The sequence below is a fragment of the Herbidospora cretacea genome, from assembly GCF_001570605.1.
GTDB classification, from domain to species: domain Bacteria; phylum Actinomycetota; class Actinomycetes; order Streptosporangiales; family Streptosporangiaceae; genus Herbidospora; species Herbidospora cretacea.
Genome location: NZ_BBXG01000030.1, coordinates 47461 through 65531, shown reverse-complemented (window position 1 = coordinate 65531; position 18071 = coordinate 47461). Strand labels below are relative to the sequence as shown.

14 protein-coding genes are annotated in these 18071 nt (G+C 71.2%); 3 read left to right on the top strand and 11 right to left on the bottom strand.

Features of this window, described 5'->3' with window-relative positions:
* On the top strand, positions 1-432 hold a 432-nt coding region (locus AW270_RS36080), incomplete at its 5' end, for an integrase core domain-containing protein (protein WP_157523073.1).
* Positions 433-442: 10 nt separating this feature from the next.
* On the opposite strand, the gene AW270_RS36075 is transcribed toward AW270_RS36080, so the two are convergent.
* Together AW270_RS36075 and AW270_RS36070 are read right to left on the bottom strand one after the other, a co-directional pair.
* Positions 443-1780 (bottom strand): cytochrome P450, encoded by a 1338-nt coding sequence (locus AW270_RS36075; RefSeq protein ID WP_061300642.1) that lies wholly within the window; start codon positions 1778-1780, stop codon positions 443-445.
* A 119-nt stretch (positions 1781-1899) separates the two neighbouring features.
* Positions 1900-3669: an LVIVD repeat-containing protein gene (locus AW270_RS36070; protein ID WP_061300641.1), complete on the bottom strand. Its 1770-nt coding sequence runs from the start codon at positions 3667-3669 to the stop codon at positions 1900-1902.
* Positions 3670-3833: 164 nt separating this feature from the next.
* Here AW270_RS36070 and AW270_RS36065 point away from each other — a divergent pair, with 164 nt between their 5' ends.
* Positions 3834-4493, top strand: a complete 660-nt coding sequence (locus tag AW270_RS36065; RefSeq protein WP_169807421.1) for a DUF305 domain-containing protein — start codon at positions 3834-3836, stop codon at positions 4491-4493.
* A 57-nt stretch (positions 4494-4550) separates the two neighbouring features.
* Here AW270_RS36065 and AW270_RS36060 read toward each other — a convergent pair whose 3' ends face one another.
* From AW270_RS36060 to AW270_RS36050, 3 genes are all read right to left on the bottom strand, one after another.
* Positions 4551-4826: a hypothetical protein gene (locus AW270_RS36060; protein WP_061300639.1), complete on the bottom strand. Its 276-nt coding sequence runs from the start codon at positions 4824-4826 to the stop codon at positions 4551-4553.
* Positions 4827-5412: 586 nt separating this feature from the next.
* On the bottom strand, positions 5413-5682 hold the full coding sequence (locus tag AW270_RS39965) for a hypothetical protein (protein WP_061300638.1): 270 nt from the start codon (positions 5680-5682) through the stop codon (positions 5413-5415).
* Positions 5683-5928: 246 nt separating this feature from the next.
* Positions 5929-7119, bottom strand: a complete 1191-nt coding sequence (locus AW270_RS36050; protein WP_218009437.1) for an MFS transporter — start codon at positions 7117-7119, stop codon at positions 5929-5931.
* 169 nt (positions 7120-7288) lie between these two features.
* On the opposite strand from AW270_RS36050, the gene AW270_RS36045 reads away from it, so the two are divergent.
* Positions 7289-10279, top strand: a complete 2991-nt coding sequence (locus AW270_RS36045; RefSeq protein WP_061300636.1) for an AfsR/SARP family transcriptional regulator — start codon at positions 7289-7291, stop codon at positions 10277-10279.
* On the opposite strand, the gene AW270_RS41975 is transcribed toward AW270_RS36045, so the two are convergent.
* From AW270_RS41975 to AW270_RS39305, 6 genes are all read right to left on the bottom strand, one after another.
* Complete coding sequence (locus AW270_RS41975) at positions 10276-10404, bottom strand: hypothetical protein (protein WP_275477800.1); 129 nt, start codon at positions 10402-10404, stop codon at positions 10276-10278. The two genes, AW270_RS36045 and AW270_RS41975, sit on opposite strands and share 4 nt — an antisense overlap.
* A gap of 80 nt (positions 10405-10484) precedes the next feature.
* A complete protein-coding gene (locus AW270_RS36040; RefSeq protein ID WP_157523148.1) occupies positions 10485-13094 on the bottom strand; it encodes a helix-turn-helix transcriptional regulator in 2610 nt (869 codons plus the stop codon).
* Positions 13095-13222: 128 nt separating this feature from the next.
* Positions 13223-13819 (bottom strand): GAF domain-containing protein, encoded by a 597-nt coding sequence (locus AW270_RS36035; protein ID WP_061300634.1) that lies wholly within the window; start codon positions 13817-13819, stop codon positions 13223-13225.
* The gene (locus AW270_RS36030; RefSeq protein ID WP_218009436.1) at positions 13809-14714 is read right to left on the bottom strand and encodes a S8 family serine peptidase; all 906 of its coding nucleotides are present in this window, start codon (positions 14712-14714) and stop codon (positions 13809-13811) included. The genes AW270_RS36035 and AW270_RS36030 overlap by 11 nt, the downstream gene beginning before the upstream one ends.
* Positions 14711-17692 carry an adenylate/guanylate cyclase domain-containing protein gene (locus AW270_RS36025; protein ID WP_061300633.1) on the bottom strand — a complete coding sequence of 994 codons (2982 nt, stop codon included), beginning with the start codon at positions 17690-17692 and terminating at the stop codon, positions 14711-14713. Before AW270_RS36025 ends, AW270_RS36030 begins: the two co-directional genes overlap by 4 nt.
* Positions 17689-17889: an aroma-sacti cluster domain-containing protein gene (locus AW270_RS39305; protein ID WP_061300632.1), complete on the bottom strand. Its 201-nt coding sequence runs from the start codon at positions 17887-17889 to the stop codon at positions 17689-17691. Before AW270_RS39305 ends, AW270_RS36025 begins: the two co-directional genes overlap by 4 nt.
* Positions 17890-18071: the final 182 nt, after the last annotated feature.

Here is an 18071-nt window from a genome sequence, read left to right as displayed (position 1 = left end):
TACCTGCACACCGCCATCGACGACCACACCCGCCTGGCCTACATCGAAGTCCTGACCGACGAGAAAGGCACCACCTGCGCCGCCTTCCTCACCCGGGCCGCGGCCTTCTTCGCCAGCCAGGGCATCACCCGCATTCAGCGGGTGATGACCGACAACGCCAAGAACTACCGGATCAGCCACGCCTTCCAGCAGGCCTGCACCGCACTGGGCGCACGGCAGAAGTTCACCCGCCCGCACTGCCCATGGACCAACGGCAAAGCCGAACGCCTCAACCGCACCATGGCCACCGAATGGGCCTACCGCCAGCCTTACGCCAGCAACCAGCACCGCACCCAAGCCCTCGGCCCCTGGCTGGAGTACTACAACACCAGCCGCCCCCACTCAGCCCTCGGCGGCAAGCCGCCCATCAGCCGACTGTCACCAAGTTCATGACCAAGTACATCTAGGCCGCCCAGAGGCGGCGGACCGTCCCGGTCACGGGGGCGGCGGGGGCGCGTTCACCGGTGCGTACCAGAACCGGCTTTCTCGGGAACGCCGTGGCGCCGTGCCTGATCACGTAGTCGACCTCGGTGGTGAGCAGCGACGGCCACTCCATCAGGCCGAGGGTGGTCCGGATCTGCAGGTCCGCGAACGACGCGCCCAGGCAGCGCCGCGCGCCGACTCCGTAGGGCAGGAACGCGTAGGGCGAGACCTGGGCGCCGGTCCAGCGCTCGGGGCGGAACGTTCCCGGGTCGGGGAACGAAACCGGGTCGCGCTGTTCGAGCAGCGGCGCGGCGAAGGCCAGCGCCCCCTTCGGGACCGTCACCCCGCCGACCTCGACGTCCCGGGCGACCCGGCGGGGCAGGCTGAACGGCACGGTCGGGATCAGCCGCTGCGACTCCCGGACCACCGCGTCGAGCTCCTCCTCGCTGTCGGGAGACAGCCCCGGCGTGCCGAGGATGGTGAGCAGGGCCCAGGTCATCGACATGGCGGTGGTCTCGAACCCGGCGGAGAACAGGGCGTGGAGCTCACCCGCGATTTCGGGGACGCTCAGCCGGTCGCCGTTCTCGTCGGTGGTGTGGCAGAGGATCGACAGGGCGTCGCGGCGCGGCTCGTCGGCCCGTTTGCGCTCGATGAGCAGCGCCAGCCGGTCGTAGACGGCCGCGATCTCACGGGTCCAGCGGCCGTAGGGGGTCCAGCCGCGTTCGTGCTGGAACATGAAGACGAGCGGGTTGATGATCGGCCCGAGCAGGTTCGCCACGGCCTCGGCGAGCTCGACGTTCCGGTCGTCGGGGTCGAGGCCGAGCAGGCAGATCAGCAGGTTCGTCCGGGTGATGTCGAGGAACTCGGCCGCCATGTCGAACGGCTCACCGTCGCTCGCGGCGAACTTCGAGCGTTTGAACGTCTGCGCGAACACGGTCGCGTAGTGGTCCATCGCGCTCTTGTGCACGATCGGCATCAGCAGCCTGCGGGCCCGGCGGTGCCGGTCGCCGTTGAAGGTGATGACGGCCTCGAACATCTTCGACCACGGGCGGCCCGGAGGCAGCGAGAAGACTCCGTCGCTCAGCCGCTCGAAGACGTCGTTGTCAGTGAAGTAGCGCCGTGCGCCCTCCTCGCCGCGCAGCAGCACGATCGAGGCGTTCCCCCTGGTCAGGGGGACGACGGGGCCGGGGAATCCGGAAGCCACCCGGTCCAGGGCGAACCAGACCGAGTGCTGGAGGAATCGGATGTTGTTGACGACGGGGATCCCACCTGGCCCCGCCGCGTCGATCCGCAGCGAGGTGTCGAACATCTTGGCCATGCCGCACACTTTCGTTCGCTCGTCCGGAGCGTATGCGCGGCGGTCGGCCCGATCAAGAAAACTTCATGTAAACGGGCGGGCCCCGAGGGGGACCCGCCCGCTTTCACTCACTCAGGGGACTACCTGCCGCCGCGCAGAACTTCCTTCGAGAGGTCGTTCAGCGCCGACTGGAGGCGGGCCTGGGCCGGGTCGGACTTCTTCAGCAGGGCGGCCGCGGTCTTCAGGGCCACCGAGGCGAGGAGCTTCTTGTGGTTGTCCTTCAGACGCTTGGCCTCGTCGATCAGGCTGTCGACGGCCTTGGCCTGGATCTTGCCGAGACCGGCGCGCTCGGCCTGCACCTGGTAGGCGCGGACGAGCTCGAAGCTCGGCTCCCAGCCGAGGCGCGGCTGACCCTGCGGGTTGAACAGGTTCAGCTTGACGGTCTTGGCGGCGTCGATCTCCTCCTGGGCCACGGCGGTGGTCGGGACCAGCTTGAAGGCGTCGAAACCACGGGCGATCTCGGTGCCGTAGATGTGGCCGTTGTACCAGTACGCCGACCAGAAACCACCCAGCGTCAGCGTGGTGGCGTTGACCGGGCCGCGGTCGAAGTAGCCGAGCTCCTTCGGGTTGGCCGAGTCGGTGAAGTCCCAGAGCGAGATGCCGCCCTGGTACCAGGCCTGGACCATGATGTCGCGGCCGGGGATCGGGACAAGCGAGCCGTTGTGGGCCACGCAGTTCTCGGCCGTCGTCTGGGGCGCTGGGAGCTTGTAGTAGCTCTGGAAGACCAGCTTGCCGTCGACGATGTTGTAGACGGAGTTGGCGCCCCACGACGGCTGGTCGGTGTCACGGCAGCGAGCGCCGGAGCCACCGCCCCACTCGTCGGTGAAGACGACCTTGGTGCCGTCGTTGTTGAAGGTCGCCGAGTGCCAGTAGGCGTAGTTCGGGTCGGAGACCGCGTCCAGGCGCTTGGGGTTCTCGGGGTCCTTGATGTCGAGCAGGATGCCGTTGCCCGAGCAGGCGCCGGCGGCCAGCCCGATCTCCGGGTAGGCGGTGATGTCGTGGCACGCGCTGGTCACGGGGCGGGGCGACCAGTTGGTGCCCGACGGGTGGGTCGCCGTCGGCGGGGTGTTCTGCAGACCGTCGATCGCGCCCGTCTCCGGGTTGGCGAACAGGCGGGGCTGGGCCACGATCGCGGCCTGCTCCGGGTTCTTCAGCGGGACCTTGATGATCTCGATCCGCCACAGCGAGGTGTTCGGGTCGGTCGCGGCGGTGTTGGCGCAGCCGGCCAGCTCGTCACCCGAACGGACACTGGACGTGCCCTGGATGTAGACGTAGACGTTCTTCTTGTCCTTGGGGCTGGTCACGACCGTGTGGGTGTGCGAACCACGGCACGCCTGGACGGCCGCCACCTGCGTGGGGGCGTTGATGTCGCTGATGTCGAAGATGCGGACACCGCGGAACCGCTCGGGGTTCACGGTGCCGGGGGCGCCCTGGGTGCCGCAGTCGATCCGGCCGCGGGTCTCCTCCACCGACATGAACAGCAGGTTGCCGTAGACGGACAGGTCGCCCTGGCCGCCGGGGCAGACCACCGACGTCTTCAGGACCGGATCGGCGCCGGTGCTGAGGTCGTAGATGTTGAACCCGTTGTAGTTGCCCGCGAAGGCGTAGTTTCCGCTGAACGCCAGGTCGGAGTTGGCGAACGAGGAGCTGCCGGGGCTGTCGGGGTTGACGAATCCGGCGGGCTTGTCGTTGTGCTTGGTCAGCTCGAGGCCACTGGCGGCCGACTGGGCGTCCAGCCAGCCGGCTCCGAGGCCGACACGCGGGTCATCGGCCGCCTGCGCGGCGGTGGGCAGGAGGCCCACCACTAAAGCGCCGGCAGCGGCGAGGACCCCGAGGGTGCGTAGTCGCAACGGGGCGTCCCTTCTGATGGGAACCGTTCGCCCTGAGGTTGGGGCGGCGGTCCTATGTGGTATTTCACCGCGTACCGTAACCGAAAGGGTCTTGATGTTCTATACGTAGACATATCTACTTTTCCGGACAGATGCCGACGGGACAGCGGGAGCAGCACCCCACTATGAACGGATTGCGTCAACTGAGCGCATTACTGCTGGTCACCGGCTGGGTTTTGGCCGGCTGCAGTGACGAACCGCCGCCCGCGCCCAATGCGCCGGTGGTCGTCCAGCCCGGCGCTCCCGGCCAGGCCGCGAAGACGCTCACGGGCACCGCCGTGCCCTCGGCCACCCCGGCGTCCTTCACCGCCGCCGACGTGACCTTCTTCCAGGGGATGATCCCGCACCACGCCCAGGCGCTCCGGATGACCTCGCTCGTGCCCGCCCGGACCGAGAACCGCGACGTGACCCTGATCGCGAAGCGCATCTCGTCCACGCAGGAGGACGAGATGACGCAGATGCGCAAGTGGCTGACGTCCCGGGGGCAGGACGTGCCGTCGGCCGACCACGGCCACGGGGCGGGCGGGATGATGCCCGGGATGCTGACCGAGGCGCAGTTCGACCGGCTGGAGAAGGCGAAGGACGGCGAGTTCGACCGCCTCTTCACCCAGTTCATGATCGGCCACCACATGGGCGCCCTGGAGATGGTCGGCACGCTGTTCACCGCCGGCGGCGGTCAGGAGACCGAGGCCTACGTCTTCGCCACCCACGTCGACTCCGACCAGCGCATCGAGATCGACCGGATGCAGCAACTGCTCGCCTCGATGGGCGGGCCGCTCCAGTAGAGAAACCTGCACCGCCCGGGTGATGACCCGGGCGGTGAAGGCGGGAGCCGCTAGAGGCTAGTCCCAGTAGTAGTACTCCTCGACGACGTAGTCGTCGTCCCAGTACCCGTCGTCCCAGTCGTCGTAGTAGTAGTCGTCGTAGTAGTAGTCGTCGTCCCAGTCGTCGTAACCCCAGTCGTCGTAGGTCGTGGACGCCGGGGCGGCGACCGTGCTCACCGCGGTAGTCGTCACCGCGCTGGTGGTTTCGGCCTGAGCCGCCGAGATCGGCCCCAGAGCCAGGGCCGCCGCACCGAGGACCCCCGCCCCCACCGTCGCGAATCGCTTACCGTTCATGGCTTCTCCTCCTAGGATTCGCCTGGCTTGCCATTTCAGGCTTGCCGACGACCGGGGGGCGGCTCTAGGGGGCGTGGCGTCCTTTTGACGACGACCCGGACAGGTTCTGGGCGGGTGGGGGCCCTCGGCTTTTATGTAGGGCTTATCGAGCTACGTTGCGGTGCGCGTTGAGTGGGAATGGGTTGGGGACGGCCTCAGCCGAATCCCGGGATGCCCGAGGGCGGCGGAGATGAGGTCCCCCACTCGTTGGCAAAGCCCTTATGCGGCGCTTATCCCGAAGCCCCGAAAACCCGGCCCAGACCACGAACCGAAGCCCATCACCCGGCCGAGGCCATTAACTGAGGCCCATCACCGGACCCAGGCCACGAACCGAGGCCCATCACCGGGCCCAGCCGCGAGCCGAGGTCCATCGCTCGGGACGGCCCGGACATGGATCCACCGCCCGGGACGGCCCCGAGCGGTGGAGGTGACTGGCTGGTGAGCTGTGGCTCTTGCTCTGCATCTGCCTTGAGAGCCGTGGCTCGTGCACTGCATCTGCCTTGGGAGCTGTGGCGCTTGTTCTGCTCTGCCTTGAGAGCTGCGGCGCTCACCACCAGCCGTAGTGGTGGCCGTGGTGCTTGTTGTAGTGGTGCTTGTGGTGGTTGTGGTGGTTGTAGTCGTAGTTGTGGTAGCGCTTGTGGTGGTGGCCGTCGCCCCAGCCGCCGTGGCCGGGGAAGGCGCTCGCCGAGGTGCTGACCGCGGTCGTGGTCGCGGTGGTCGCGGCCTCGGTGGCCGACGCCGCCGACACCGGGCCGAAGACAAGGGCCGCCGCTCCGAGGAACCCCGCCCCCACCGTCGCGAATCGCTTGCCGTCCATGGGTACTCCTCTGGGCTCTTTCGACATTGTGTACACTTCTACTTTTTTCGCTTTCGGCCCGAATAGCTAGTGAAGTGGCGTCGATTTGAAGCTGGTTGGACGAGGTTGCAGGCGACGATGGGCGTGGTTTGACCGGAGGCCTTGCGACCTGCCGTCGAGTTGCCGCTGTTTGGGGATTCCGGGGGTTTAGGGCGGCGAATGCTCATGGAAACGCGGGCATCACCGGCAAATGGCGCGATCGGCCAATCACGAAGAGGTAACGACCAGGGCGCCGCGCCTGCCGACGGCCCAGATCGCCAGGGCCACGACCGACATCGCCATGCCCGCGAGGCTCACCGCGTGCCACTCGCCGACCGCCCACAGCGCCGAGGCCGCCGCCGAGCCGATGGCGCCGCCGACGAAGTTCCCCGTCACGTAGGCGGTGTTCAACCGGCTCCGGGCCTCGTGGGAGACCGCGAACATCCGCATCTGGTTCAGGATGTTCAGGCCCTGGATCCCCGCGTCGATCAGCACCACGACGACCAGGACCATCACCACCGAACGCCCGGCGAACTCGGCCACGCCGAACGACAGCAGGACCAGCATCCAGAGCAGGCCCGTGGCGGGCAGCGACCAGCCGCGGTCGTGGAGGCGCCCGGCGCGCTGGGCGGCCACGGCTCCGACCAGGCCCGCCAGGCCGAACAGGCCGATGACCGAGACCGGGTAGTCGAAGGGCGGCGAGCTGAGGAGGAAGGTGAGCGACGTCCAGAACATGGTGAAGGTGGCGAAACCCGTACCGGACAGGACGAGGGTCCAGCGGACCACCCGCTCTCGGCGGACCACCCCGAAGACCGAGGCGATCAACTTCGGGTACGCCAGCCGCGTCTTGGGCTCCAGCTCCGGGATCGCCCGGTAGAGCAGGAAGGCGGACAGCACGGCCAGGGCCGAGGCCGCCACGAAGATGGTGCGCCAGCCCGCGAACTGGGCGACCAGGCCGCTGATCGTCCGGGAGACCAGGATGCCGGTCAGGATGCCCGAGGTCACCGTGCCGACCACGTGGCCGCGCCGGGTGTCGTCGGCCAGGTCTCCGGCCAGCGGGGTGAGGAGCTGTCCGGCCACGGTGGTGACGCCGAGCAGGGAGATCGCGGCCAGCAGGAGGGCGAACGTGGGCGCGAGGGCGCACAGCAGCAGCGTCACCGCCGAGATCAGCAGCATGACCGGGATCAGCTTGCGCCGGTTCAGCACGTCCCCCAGCGGCACGAACAGCAGGATCCCCAGGGCGTAGCCCACCTGGGTCGCCGTCACGAGCAGACCGGCGGTGGCCGTCGACGCGTGGAGCTCCAGGGCGATGAAGTCGAGGAGCGGCTGGGCCCAGTAGAGGTTGCCGACCGCCGCGCCCCCGGCGACGGCGAAGAGGAACGTCAGGCCGGGGGTCATGACCTGCGGCTGTGGTTTCACCCGGGACATACTCGCACGCCGCCGACCACCACTCTCAGGAGGGGATCAACCACCCCAAAAGCGGCATGTCGACCCGGATGAGCCCGTGACCCCCGGCCATGCGGTGTCTCGCCGGGGTCTTCGATCTCTTGCACACCTATAAGTGCGGTGACCCGATAGATTGCCGCTTATGTGGATGGGGGTCCTCGGCCCGCTGACCCTCATGGCCGACGATGTCGCGATCCCGCTGCGGTCGGCCAAGCAGCGACTCCTCCTGGCCGGGCTGATCAGCCGGGCGAACACGATCGTGCCCATGGACCGGCTCCACGGCCTGCTCTGGGACGCCCCTCCCCCGTCGGCCAAGGAGAACCTGCGGCTGTACGTCTACCAGCTGCGCCGCGCCGTCGGGGACATGGAGTGCATCGTCCGGCACCCCTCCGGCTATGCGTTGAGCGTCCGTACCGGCGAGCTCGACGCCCACCTGTTCGAGAGCCGCGCGGCCGAGGGGGCCCGCGCCCTGGCCGACGGCGACCCCGCCCGCGCCGGCGACCTGCTCAGCGAGGCGCTCGCCCTGTGGCGCGGGCCCGCCTACGACGACCTGGCCGGGATCCCGTTCCTGCACCAGGAGGCGCGCCGCCTCGACGAGCTCCGGCTGGCCACCGGGGAACGCCGCTTCGAGGCCGATCTGGCCCTCGGGCGGCACGCCGACCTGGTGGGCGAGCTCACCGCCCAGGTGGCCCGGCATCCCGGCCGCGAGGGGCTGCGCGGCCTGCTGATGCTGGCGCTGCACCGCGCCGGCCGCCGCGCCGACGCCCTGGAGGTCTACCGCTCCGGCCGCCGCCGCACCGTCGCCGAGCATGGCCGCGAACCCGGCCCCGACCTGGTCGGGCTGCACGCCGCGATGCTGCGCTCCGACCCCTCGCTCGAACCGCCCCGGCAGCGGGTGGCGCGCCACGCGGAGGGACCCGCCGAGCAGCTCGTACCGGTGCCCGCGCAGCTGCCGCCGAGCGTGGCGGGGTTCACCGGCCGGGACGCCGAACTGGCCCGGCTCGACCGGATCCTCGCCGATCGGTCGGCCAAGGGTGTACCCGCGTTCGCCGGGGTGACTGGGATGGGCGGGGTCGGCAAGACCGGCCTGGCCGTCCACTGGGCCCACCGCGTCGCCCACCTCTTCCCCGACGGCCAGCTCTACGCCGACCTGCACGGATACGCCGAGCACATCGAGCCGGTGGCGGTCGAGAACGTGGTCGACGGGTTCCTGCGGGCGCTGGGCGTGCCGGGCAGCCGCATCCCACCCGACCCCGAGGAGCGGGCCGGGCTGCTGCGCAGCGCGCTGGCCGGGCGGCGGGTGCTCATGGTGCTCGACAACGCCAGGAACGCCGCCCAGGTCCGGGCGCTGCTGCCCGGCTCGGCGACCTGCGCGGCCGTCGTGACCAGCCGGGACAGCCTCGACAGCCTGGTCTCCCGGGACGGCGCCCAGGTCGTCAGGCTGGGCACCCTCGCGGCCGACGACGCGCTGACCGTGCTGGCCGACGTGGCCGGGGCGAGCCGGTTACGCGACGACCCGGCGGCGGTCCGGCTCGCCGCCCTGTGCGACGGCCTGCCGCTGGCCCTGCGCATCGCCGGGGCCCGGCTGGCCGGACGTCCCGACGTGACCCCCGCCGACCTGGCCGAACGGTTCGCCGACGAGCGGCGGCGGCTCGACGAGCTGGCCCACGGCGACCTCCGGCTCCGCACCCATTTCGAGCTCAGCTACCGCAGCCTCGCCCCGGCCGAGGCCCGGCTGTTCCGGCTGCTCGGCCTGCTCGACACCGCCTCGTTCGCCACGTGGGTCGGCGCGGCCCTGCTCGACGGCGACCTCCCGGCCGCCCACGAACTGATCGAGCAGCTCGTCGCGGCGCAGCTCCTGGAGGTCGACTGCTCCTCCCCCCACCATCCGCCGCGCTACCACTTCCACGACCTGGTCCGCCTCTACGCCCGCGAACGCGCCCTGGCCGAAGAGCCCGCCGCCGAACGCGCCGCCGCCCTGGCCCGCGCCTACGGCGGCCTGCTCGCCCTCGCCGAAGAGGCGCACATCCGCGTGTACGGCGGCGACCATGTCGTCCTGCACGACGCCGCGCCCCGCTGGCGGCCGGATCCGGCGACCGTCGACCGGCTGCTGGCCGATCCGCTGGGCTGGCTGGAGACGGAGCGGTCGTCGCTGGTCAGCGTGGTCGTCCACACGAGCGATCACCGGCTGGCGTGGGACCTGGCGATGACCTCGGTGACCCTGTTCGAGTCTCACTTCCACCTGGCCGACTGGGAGACCACCCACCTGGCCGCTCTCGCGGCGGCCCGCGCGGCGGGCGACGTCCGGGGCGAGGCCGCCATGGTCTACGGCCTGGGCAGCCTCGATCTGAACCGCAAGCGCTTCCCCGAGGCGCGACGCCTGCTCGACGAGGCATGCGACCTGTTCACCTCGGCCGCCGAACCCCACGGTCACGCGCTGGCCCTGCGCAACCTGGCCATGCTCCACCGCTCGACCGGCCGCCTCGACGACGCCTCGGTGGCCTACGAGAAGGCGCTGCCGATCCTGCGCGCGGCCGGTGACCGGGCCGCCGAGGCGAACGTCCTGGCGGGCCTGGCCCAGATCAGTCTCGACCGGGGCAGGTTCGCCCCAGCCGAGAAGCTGCTCGGCGAGGCGCTGGCGGCGTTCGAGGAGCTCGGCAACATCCGCGGCCAGGCGCAGGCCCGGTTCGCGTTGGGCGAGAGTCACCTTCGCCAGCACCGCCACGAGGCGGCGGCCCAGTGTTTCGAGGCGACGCTGCCGCTGGTCAGAGGGCTCAACGACCTGCTCGGCGAGGCCTACCTGCTCCGGGGGCTGGGTCAGGCGCAGGCCGAACTGGGCCGGACCGCCGAGGCGGAGCACACCCTCCACTCGGCCCTGAAGATCGCCGAGGCCCTCGAAGAGCCCTTCGCCCAGGCGATGGCGCTGGTCGCCCTGGGTGAACTGCGGACCGGCTCGCCCGAGGCCGAGGATCTCGTCGCCCGCGCGCTGACGATCTTCACGTCCATGGGCAACGATCTGTGGCGGGCCCGCGCGCTGCGGGTCCAGGCCGCGATCGCCGAAACGAGCGGCGACCACGGCCGTGGCCGGCTCCTGCGCCGGAAGGCCGAGGAGGCCGCCGCCCGGCTCGGCTAACCCCAGGGCATGTTCGAAACAGCGCCCTTGGGCGGTTCGGCCTGGGCCGGAGGTGCGGTCAGCACGGTGAGGACCGTGAGGGTCGCCAGGAGCGCGACCGCCGACCTCCGAAGTTTCGCCGACATTCGGGAACCCCCTCGATTTGGTTCGATTCCCTTTCACGTTTGCACAGGTGCCGTATAAGGCCCGTATAACGACCTGGCAGTCAGGGGTAGTCCATGGGGCCGAGCACCTGCGCCAGCGCCTGCCGTCCCGACACCCCCAGTTTCGTGTAGACCCGGCCCAGGTGGTTGTTGACCGTGCGCAGGGACAGCTCCAGCCGGTCGGCCACCGCCCGGCCGGTCAGCCCCGACGCCACCAGCTTGGCGACCTGGAGCTCCCGGGGGGTCAGCGTGGTCTCGCCGCCCGACAGGTCCGACTGCGGCGTCCTCGCCCCGCCGCAGTCGGCCAGCAGCTCCCTGGCCAGGGTCTGCGCGTTGGTGGCGGCCGTCCGTCGTCCGGCCGCCACGAGTAACCGGTACGACGTCGCCGCGCACTCCGCCCCCGCGAGCGTGTGCCCCAAGCGGTGCAGGATGAGGGCCGATTCCATCAGCAGATCGGGGTCCTCGGTGGCGTAGGCCGTGGCCATCGCCGCGAAGGCCCTGGTCACCGGGGTGGGGGTGGTGGCGGAGAGTTCGGCCAGGCGGTCGCGGACCGAGATCGCGCCGCCCATCCGGCAGGCGTCGGCCAGGGCGTGCGCCTCCAGCAGCGGCGCGCCCGCCTTCCGGGCCTCCTTCGCGGCGGTGATCGAACGTTCGACGCCGTGGTTCAGGTCCAGCGCGGCGACGGCGGCCCAGGCGCGGTTGCGGTTGATCCACGGGTCGACCAGCGCGCCGGGCGGGGCCGGGGAGTCCTCCATCCGGGCCAGCCACTGGTCGGCCCCGGCCGTGTCGCCCGCCATGGCGAGGGCTCCGACGAGCTCGGACAGGTAGAGGCGCTGGAGGCGGAGCGGGTCGTGGCCGTCGAGCAGCACGATCGACTCGCGCAGCGCCTGCTGGGCCAACGTCATCCGGCCCTGGGCCTTGGCGACGATGCCGCGCAGGCCCGTCCAGACGCCGACGAGCTGCGGGAGCTGGGTCTCCACCGCCTCCTCGTAGCCCGCCTCGACGGCCTCGGCGGCCTCGGCGAGCGCGCCCGCCAGCACCAGCGCCACACAGCGGACGCTGTGGACCTGCCCCTGGGCTCGCGGCAGGGTGCCCCGGTGTTCGGTGGCGACGTGGAGGCCGGTCGCGGCGGCCTGGTCGATGAGCCGACGGTCGCCCGCCAGGCCGGCGGCCACCATGATCGCCGTGGCGGCCCAGGTGATGGCGCGGGGCGGGAGGTGGGGGTCGGGCGGGGCCAGCAGGGCGGTGCCGACCGCGATCGAGCGGGCGACGTGGCCCTCCAGCAGAATGATCCACGTCGACACCGCCTCGGCGGCGCGTTCGCCGGTCGGGTGGCCGCCGGCCGGGGCCGCTTCGCGGTGCCAGTACTCGATGCGTTCCTGGAGCATCGCGCGGCGGTCGGAGCTCTCCTCGTCGGCGCAGTCCTCCGGCTCGGGCAGGATTCCGGCCGCCGCCTCGTAGCGGCCCTGCCAGGCGAGCACCTCGGCCAGGGTCAGGTCGGCGTCGACGCCGCCGCTGGCGTCGCGGCTGGCCATGGCGAGCCGTTCGGCCAGGTCGAACTCCAGGCGTTCGGCTGCCTGGCGGGCCCCGGCGAGCAGTTCCCCGGCCGAGGAGCCGAGTCCGGCGCGGTGGCGGGAGACGGCCAGTTCGAGCGCGTCGTCGGCGCGGCGGCGCGGGGTCTTGCCGAGCGACTCGGCCAGGCTCTCCCAGATGGCGCGGGCCCGCGCGCGGGGCATCCGGGCCCTGATCACCCCGGCGTACGCGGGGATGGACAGGCGGGTGGCGAGGCGCTGGCCGGAGCGTTCGAGCACGACGAGCCCGCGGCGTTCGGCCTGGACGACGGCCGCGTGGCCGGTGATCGCCTCCAAGACGGGCTGGCTGAGGGGCTCCTTGCAGGCCAGCACCTCCAGGACGCTCAGCACGGCCGAGTCGTCGACGTCCATCTGGGCTTCCACGAGATCGCCCAGCCGGCCGGTGACCTGGAGGTGCCCGTCGAGGTGCCACAGGCCGTCGACGTTGCGGAGGGCGCCGCCCTCCAGGGCCGACTGGACCAGTTCGTACAGGACCAGGGGGTTTCCCGCCGACAGGCGGCGCAGGGTGCGCCGGGTGACGACGTCGAGCGGGCCGCCGAGGCCGCGCTCCAGGACGGCGTCGACCTCCTCGTCGGCGAGGGGCTCGAGTTCGACCCGGCGGGCCACCCGCTCCTTCCACAGGGCGGTGACCACGTCGGGGGCGGTCCGGCCCTGCCGGACGGTGAGCACCACGAACGTCCGGGTGTGCACGGCGAGCTGGAAGACCAGCGCGGCCGAGGCCGAGTCGAGCAGGTGGGCGTCGTCGACCACGAGCACGGGGCGCTGTCCGCCGGGGGCGCTGAACCGTTCCACGATCCGGGCGAACGTGCCCAGAGCGTCACCCGGTGGAGCGAGGTGGAGCAGCGCGCCGAGGGCGATCGTGCCGGCCGCGCGGGTGCCGGTCGCCCACGAGCCGGGGTGGCCCGCGGACGACAGCCTCGTGACCGCCTCCTTGGCCAGGCGGGTGCGGCCCACCCCCGGTGGGCCGACGACCACGACGCCTTCGATGTCCGGCTGCGCCGCCGATTCGGTGATGACACGCAGGGCCGCGGCGCGTCCGACGAGCGGCCACGAACTCCTGAGGCGCACGTCAGGTCCCATGTCGTCCTTCCCCGAGGCCGTCGATCGACGACTTGAGTAGACGAGAGAAGCGCTGACTTACGCCATGTCAAGAAATGTCAGAAATCTGGCGCGATTCGGTCATTGCCCTGAGACATACACGGAGGTATTTAGTGGGCGAGCAATTCGTCGGCCAGCGCGAGCAGTTTCAGCGCCGCGACGTCGCGCGGGCCGTCGCCGTTCAGCGGGCGGTCGCTGAGCCGCCGGAGCACGTCCTGGGGGTCGATCGCCGGCCTGGTCTCACTGTGCCTGACCCGCAGCAGGAACTCCAGGCCGCACGCAGCCTGGGTGGCGAACAGGCCGAGCAGCTCGATGTCGTCGAGGTCGCTGCGCGACTCGGCCCGGTCGAGCACCTCCAGCACGCCCACGCACTCCTCGAACCGGATCAGCGGCGCGGCCATGATCGTGGCGGGCACGTAGCCGGTCGACTCGGCGGCGTCGTGGTCGAACTTGGTCTCCTTGAGGTCGTCGGCGACCATCGGCTGGCCGCTGGTGGCGACCCACCCGGCGATCCCGGTCCCGGCCGGGAACCGGCTGCCGACCAGCTCCTTCTCGCCCTCGCCGGAGACGGCCTCGAAGACCAGCTCGCCGGTCTCCGGGTCCACCAGGAAGATCGACGCGGCGGCCGCGCCGAACATGTGGCGGGCCACCTCGACGATCGACTGCAGCAGCTTGCGTTCGGTGCTGTCGAAGTCCTCAGTGGACATCGGGCTCTCCGTTCTGCGCGATGGTGTCAGCGGTGTTGTCCGCGGCGAGATAGAGCACGGTCTTGAGCTGGAACGGCGTCAGCCAGGGGTGCTTGCTCAGGATGAGCGCGCAGATCCCGGCGATGTGCGGGGCGGCGAAGCTGTTGCCGGTGCTGCGCACGACCTTGCCGCCCGTCCACGCCACCGGCACCTTGACGCCGCGGGCGTGGAACTCGGCGGGTGGCGAGGGGTTGTAGAAGTAGGTCATCGGGTCGGTCTGGTCGTGGCTGGCCACCGACACGACCGAGGAGAACGTCCAGGGGAAGCTCAGCACGGGCATGTTGTGCGCGGCGGCCACCAGCAGGCAGCGCCGGAAGTAGGCCCGGTCGGCCAGCTCCTGAAGGGTGTGCCGGAAGTCCGACTTCGTCGTCGACAGGCTCATGTTGATGACGTCGAACCCGGCCTCGATGGCCCACCGCAGCCCGGTCAGCAGGGCGTCGCCGCTGCCGTTCTTGCCGTCGGTGAGCACCCGCAGCGAACTGATCGACGCCCCCGGCGCGACCTGGCGGATCACCGAGGCGCAGGCGGTGCCGTGCCCGGCCGGGTCGTGCGGTTCGCACTCGGCGACCGACAGCGCGCCCGCGCCGTCGGCGACGACCTGGTAGGACGCCTCCAGGCCCCCGACGTGGGGATGGTCGGCCTGGACGCCGGTGTCCAGGACGCAGACGCGCACGCCGGTGCCGTCGGCGCCGCCGTAGGCCCAGGCCTTGTCCACCGACTCCAGACGGCTGATCTCGAACGGTTCGGGGGAGGCGCGGCGGGTGGCCAGCCCCCAGGCCGGCACGCCGGGGAAGTGGTCACGCTGCGCCCTTCGCCAGGGCGGCAGCGGTGGCGGGTTGGTGGGCGTCAGGGTCACGGGTCCCCCAGCAGGTCGCGGGTCCGGTGGGCGAGCAGGCTCGCCCCTTTGCTGTCGTAGGCGGTGAGCGCGTTTCTGAGCGCCTCGGCGGGATCGCGCCCTGCGGCGCGCCGGATATGGGCGATCTCCACGAAGATGTCGCCACGGAGACAGGGGTCGTCGGTCGTCTCCACGAGCGCGGCGACCCGCTCGGTGATCTCCAGAGCCTCCGCATCGGCACCGGTCCGGGCGGCGATGGCGGCTTCCAGCGTGAGCGCGGTGACCTCGCCCCGGAGCTGGCGCGGGCCCTCCCGCCGGGAGAGTTCCTGGGCGGCCAGGCGGGGGTCGCCCAGGCGGAGGGTCTCGCGGGCGGCGTAGATCTCCAGGGTGGTGGCGGCCCCGCCGTGCCCGGCGGCGTGCAGCGCGGCGGCGGCGTCGCGGAAGAGGGTGCGGGCGCTCTCGTGGTCGCCGGCCAGCGACTCGACGAGGCCGCGGACCTGGGTGACCGCGATGGCGGGCAGGCCGAGGTCGAGCTCGTCGACGTAGAGGGCGGCGGTGTCGAGGGTCTCCCTGGCGGTCTCGATCTCCCCGCTCAGCGCGAGCAGCCGGGCCTCGGTGAGCAGGACCGGCACCAGCAGCGCCCGGTCGCCGACGAACCGCTCCCGCAGGTCGGCGCAGAGCGCGAGCCCTTCGCCGACCGGGGTGGGCGACCACTGCACCAGTTCGCAGAGGCCGCCGAGCAGCCGGTCCTCCTCGTAGCGGTCGCCCATCGCGCGGGCCCGCGCCAGGCCGTCGCGCATCGCCTGGTCGGCCGCGCCGAAGCGGCCGGCGTCGATGTGCGTCCAGGCCTCCAGCTGGTGGAACCGGCACCAGCCGAAGTCGTCGTCGGACTCCAGCCGGTCTCGCAGAACTTCCAGATCCGTTGTACGACCTGAGCGCATCCCCATGATCTCGCGCTGGATCGTGCAGGTCAGCGCGCTGCGCGCGTCACCCGGGAGCATCTCCTCGGCGACGTCGAGCGCGGCGGCGGCCTTGCCCGCCTCGCCCCGGGCGAGTTCGGCGTCGCTGATCAGGACCGCGAGCCGCCGGTGCTCCTCGCGGCCCTTCGGCAGGATCTCCCGCCCGCGCTCCAGCAGCGCGATGGCGGCCGGGAGGTCCTTGCGGTGCAGCGCCTCGCCGCCGTCGCGAATCAGCGCGCTCGCAGCCCGGTCGGTCAGCGCGGCCAGCGACGGGTCGAACGGGCGGACCTCGCGGGTGAACCGGCAGGCCGCGAGCAGGTGGCGGCTGATGTCGCCGGAGGTCCAGCTCCGGAACGGGGCGTCGTCGGCGGCGTCCTGCTCGCTGAGCCAGTCGGCCAGCCGCCGGTGCCAGTCGGCGCGCAGCTCCTTGCTGGTCAGCGAGTAGACGGTCTCCCGGGTGAGGGTCTGGGTGAACTCGAAGGCCCCCGGCTGGGAGCCCCGCCTGACCAGGCGGTCGCGCTGGAGGCTGCGCACCGGGTCGGACGAGGTCCCCGGTTCCGGGCCGAGCATCTCGACCTGGCCGAGGGTGAACTTCTGGCCGATGGTCGCGGCCCGCTCCAGCACCTCGCGCTCGTCGCCGCCGAGCCGGTCGAGCCGGGCGCCCAGCAGCGCGGTGATCGTGGGCGGCAGCGAGCCGTCGCCCTCGGTCAGCGTCTCCAGCATCAGCTCGGCGAACAGCGGGTTCCCGTCGCTGCTGACGGCCACCCGCCAGTGCAGGGCGTCGTCGGCGTGCGCCGTCACCTCGACCCGTTCGGCGCAGAGTTCCTGCACGAGCCGGGCGATGTCGGCCCCGCCCAGCGGACCGAGCTCCAGCGACATCCCGCACGCCACACCGCCGCCCCAGCCGGAGCGCAGTTCGTAGATCTCCGGCCGGGCCACGCAGACGAACAGCACCGGCACGTCGGTCAGCCACGACACGCAGTCGTCGATGAGGTCGAGCAGGGTCGGCTCGGCCCACTGGAGGTTGTCGAGCACCACCACGAGCGGCCGGTTGTCGGCCATCACCTCAAGGAAGCTGCGGACCGCGCGGGCGATCTCCTTGACGCCGGGCGTCTGGCCGTTGCCCGCCAGGGCCTTGAGCGTGCGCTCGCCGTCGGGTCCCACGGCCGCCGCGACGGCGGGCCAGTCGCCGTTGACGTCCTCCAGCATCTCGGCGATCGGCCGGTAGGTGGCGCCGATCCCGTACGACGGACAGCGCCCCGTCAGCACCCGGACCTCCGGCGGGAGGCGGTGCAGGAACTCGCGGACCAGCCGCGACTTGCCGATGCCGGGCACCCCGAGCAGGGTCGCCATTCCGCACAGGCGCTCCCGGATCACCCGGTCGTGCAGGCGGGTGAGCTGGGCCAGCTCGTCGTCGCGGCCGATCAGCGGGACGGTGTCGGTGCTCGCGTCCCCCGCCCGGTCGGGTTCGACGTCGAGCAGCAGCCAGGCGCGGACCGGCTCCTTCTTGCCCTTCAGCGTGAGCGGCGGGACCTCCTCCATGACCGCGTGCTGGCGCACCAGCCGGGCCACGTCGTCGCCGAGGAGGATCTCGCCCTCCTTGGCGGCCGACTGGATGCGCGCGGCCGTGTTGACCGTGTCGCCGATCACCCGCACGTCGGTCCCGGTGTTCCCGACCACCATGACCTCGCCGAACGCCACCCCGACGTGGGCCCCGATCCGGACGCCGACGGCCCGCTCCAGCTCGTCGGCCAGTTCGTACACGGACTTCATCGCGCCGTGGGCGGCGAGCACGGCGCGCAATGCGTCGTCCTCGCGGCTGAGCGGGATGCCGAAGACGGCCATGATGGCGTCGCCGATGTACTTCTCGATCACGCCGCCGTTGGCGAAGATCGCCTCCCTGCATCCCGCGTAGTAGCGCTCCAGGATCTGCATGAGCAGCTCGGGGTCGAGACGCTCCGCGAGTTCGGTCGACCCGGACAGGTCGATGAACAGAACCACGATGTGACGGCGCGCGGGCCGCGACCCCTGGGCGCTCATACCAGCTTCAGTTCCTGGCCCTCGACCTCGGGCGCGACGTCGTCGAGACGGCGCTTGATGGAGTTGAGCAGGGTGACCTCGGTCTCGTTGAGCGAGGCGAAGACCTCCCGCTGGCGCTCGTCGAGCAGATCGATGGGGTGCCCTGCGGCACGTAGATCGGCCAGTGCGTCGAACGCCCCCGAACCGGTTCTGTTCATCACTCGTCCTAACCGGGAAATTGTCCGCTTTTGCGTAATTCTGAAACCCGGCCGAAAGGTCGGCCACCCCACGTTTGTGGGGTCTTTTCCGCCGGTCAGCCCACGTTTGTGGGGTTGTCCGGCCCTCTTGTCGCCAGCACATACTCAAGGCGCAAGGAATCCCATCTGTTAGGAAGGTGAAG